This window comes from Halomonas sp. 141, from assembly GCF_002810305.1.
GTDB classification, from domain to species: domain Bacteria; phylum Pseudomonadota; class Gammaproteobacteria; order Pseudomonadales; family Halomonadaceae; genus Vreelandella; species Vreelandella stevensii.
Genome location: NZ_PINZ01000087.1, coordinates 1 through 2,750, shown reverse-complemented (window position 1 = coordinate 2,750; position 2,750 = coordinate 1). Strand labels below are relative to the sequence as shown.

The window sequence follows — 2,750 nt, the reverse complement described above, 5'->3', positions numbered from 1 at the left end:
CCACTGGGGTTTGCTCGATCACCGTGGCTCAATCGGGGCGGCTAGGGCCGCCTTCGCGGGTGCCTCTTTCGCTCGTTTCTCTCGCTCTTTCGTTACGCCGCGCTACGGGGTTGGTGCCGCCATTCGAGGTGTTGACGCGGTTGCTCGTTATGGCGCGAAACGGGGTTGGTGCCACGCCTCATAACGTTGGCGGTGTTCCCTTAGCGCGGTGTAAACGAGCGCACCCGCAGGAGCAGCGGGAGTGGTGTTGCGGTTAGTTAAGCGGCTTGGCTTTTTAAGAGTGGCCATGCACCTTGCTTCGAGGCCTCCAGAATGACGATTTCATTGATCGTGCCATCCTCTGCGTAACTAATATGTGTATGCCAATCTTGAGAAACCTCCCTAACGGTAGGCTTTTCTGATAGGTGCAGAACCAGGATATCATCTGCTTCATCGTACGTAGTTCGCATTACTTATCCTGTTTGGTTTGGGCGTATTGCTGACACCTTCGCGCCGGGCCGCCGCTGCGGGTGCCTCTTTCGCTCGTTGCTCTCGCTTTTCCGTTACGCCGCGCTACGGAGTGGTTGCCTCGCTTGACCATTACACCGCGCTACGGTGCCCTACCCCTTGCTCATCAATCCCGGTGGTCTTTGATGATCATGATCATCATGCTGAGGATGAAGGCGAGGAAGATGGTGATGATGGCGAATACCGTGCTGTTGTAAAGGCGGTTGGGCTCTGTGGGGTATTCGGGCATGAGCGGGCTTTGCAACACGCTGACTTGTTTGAGTTGACGGGCGGCTTCCAGGCGGGTGTTTTCCAGGGCGGCCAGGGCGCTGGAGTAGGTTTCCTGGGCGAACTGGGCTTGCAGTTCCAGGGTTTCGTATTCTGCCGAGATGCGGTTGAGCGAGTTGCCGGTGGCTTGGGCCAGGCGGTCGCGTTGTTCGACGATCTGGTCGCGCAGGGCTTCGATGTTGCGTTCTACTTGGCGCAGCTCGGCGGATTGGGCGCTTTGGAAGCTGGCCAGGGCGTTGCGCTGGGCCTGGAAGCGGGCCAGGTCGGCTTCGAGGGTGGCGACGACCTGGTTGATGCTTTCCACCGTGCTGGTGGGTGATACCAGCCCGTGCTCGTTCTGGAATTCGAGCAGTTGGGCGCGGGTGTCATTGAAGCGCTCTTCCAGGCGCACCATTTGGCGCTCCAGGAAGCGTACCTGTTCATCGGCCAGGCGGTGGCCCATTTCGTTCATGTGGTTTTCGCCTGCTTCCAGCAGCAGCGATGCCATGCTGTGGGCGAATTCGGGGGTGTAGCCTTGAACGTGAATGTTGAGAACCCCCGCGTATTCGTCCAACTCCACTTCTACACGGCGCAGGTAGTAGCGGTGCAGGTCTTCAATGGGCACGTTCGGGTCGCGCAGGCGGGCAAACAGGTCACCGTGTTCGCTGTAGTGCTGGCGAATGCCTAGCTGTTCATCGAGCAGGCGCAGCATGTCTACCGAGAGCAGGTGCTCGCGCAGTAGCAGCAGGTCGGCCGTGTTGCCTCCGCCGCCGCCCATGAGCGATGAGAGGCTGAATTCCGGTGTGGCGACTTGTGGGCTTTCCAGCACTACGGTGGCACGGGAAACGTAGCGCTCTTCTGCCCATACAAACCAGTAAAAGCTGACCAGGAGAATGGCGAGCAAGGCCATGGCCCAGTGCGGTGACTGTTTTACGAAACGGGTTAATGAGGATTGCATGGGTTATTTGGCCTTCAACCGGTCAACAAAACGGAGGTGCATCAGTAGCCCGAGGGCATTCAAACTCAGGGTCACCAGCCAGAAGTAGAGCATGCTGGTGCCGTGAATGACCTGATAGTTTTCAAAGAATCCCAGCCGCAGAGTTTCCAGGGCATGGGGAATGGGGTTGAGCATCAGGTATTCCAGTAGCCAGTGGGGTAACTGGTTGAGCGGAAACATGACGCCGGAAATGATCAACAGTGGCAGCGAAAGCATGCGGATCACTCGGCCCACTTCCGGCACCAGAGTAGCGGCCACCGAGGTGACCAGGCCCAGCCCGATGCCCAGGCTCCAAAGCGAGACCCATGCCCACATGGCTCTGATGGCATTGTCGGGGTACATGTCCAGACCTAGCAGCAGCCCCCCCACGATAAACAGCAGGAAGACGAAGGTGCGCAGCATGCCTTCCAGAAAGTTGCGCACCAGCACGGGGTCTACGGGCTGCACTTGGCGATAGGCGAACAGCGCGCTGTTGGCATCGATGGCACCCATACCGCGCAGCATGCCTTCTCGCACCAGGAAGAAACCCATCATGCCGGCGATCATCCAAGGAATGAACTCGGCATTCACGATCAGGCGGTCACCCCGGATGAAACTACGAATGCCCACCATGATGGCCACCAGCGCGAAGGGCTCGAAGATCATCCAGAACCAGCCCATGCGGTCGGCCATGGTGCGCGAAACGGCTTCGCGCATGAACATGGCGTACCACACGCTGCGCGTGACCTGCCAGGGGGTGCGCGCGCCTTTCGGGGTACTGCTTGTGTTATCCATGATGCTGTGTCTTTTGATTCAAGAACGTAAATGGAGTAGTGGCTTAATCAGGGCGGCTGGCGCCGCCTCCGCGGGTGCCTCTTTCGCTCGTTTCTCTCGCTCTTTCGTTACGCCGCGCTACGGGGTCATTGCCGTTGATGGCGGTGCTTCGTAGCGCGGTGTAAGCGGAGCGCACCCGCGAAGCACCCCGTTAGGGGTGCTGATGAGGCCAATGAGGTTTGCTCGA

At 58.9% G+C, this 2,750-nt stretch carries 3 protein-coding genes; all 3 read right to left on the bottom strand.

Annotated features, from left to right (window positions below; genetic code table 11):
• Positions 1-257: 257 nt before the first annotated feature.
• A complete protein-coding gene (locus CWI66_RS17320; protein ID WP_016913348.1) occupies positions 258-449 on the bottom strand; it encodes a DUF2283 domain-containing protein in 192 nt (63 codons plus the stop codon).
• A gap of 164 nt (positions 450-613) precedes the next feature.
• On the bottom strand, positions 614-1,711 hold the full coding sequence (locus CWI66_RS17315; RefSeq protein WP_100732363.1) for a chain-length determining protein: 1,098 nt from the start codon (positions 1,709-1,711) through the stop codon (positions 614-616).
• A gap of 3 nt (positions 1,712-1,714) precedes the next feature.
• A complete protein-coding gene (locus tag CWI66_RS17310) occupies positions 1,715-2,524 on the bottom strand; it encodes an ABC transporter permease (protein ID WP_081193700.1) in 810 nt (269 codons plus the stop codon).
• Positions 2,525-2,750: the final 226 nt, after the last annotated feature.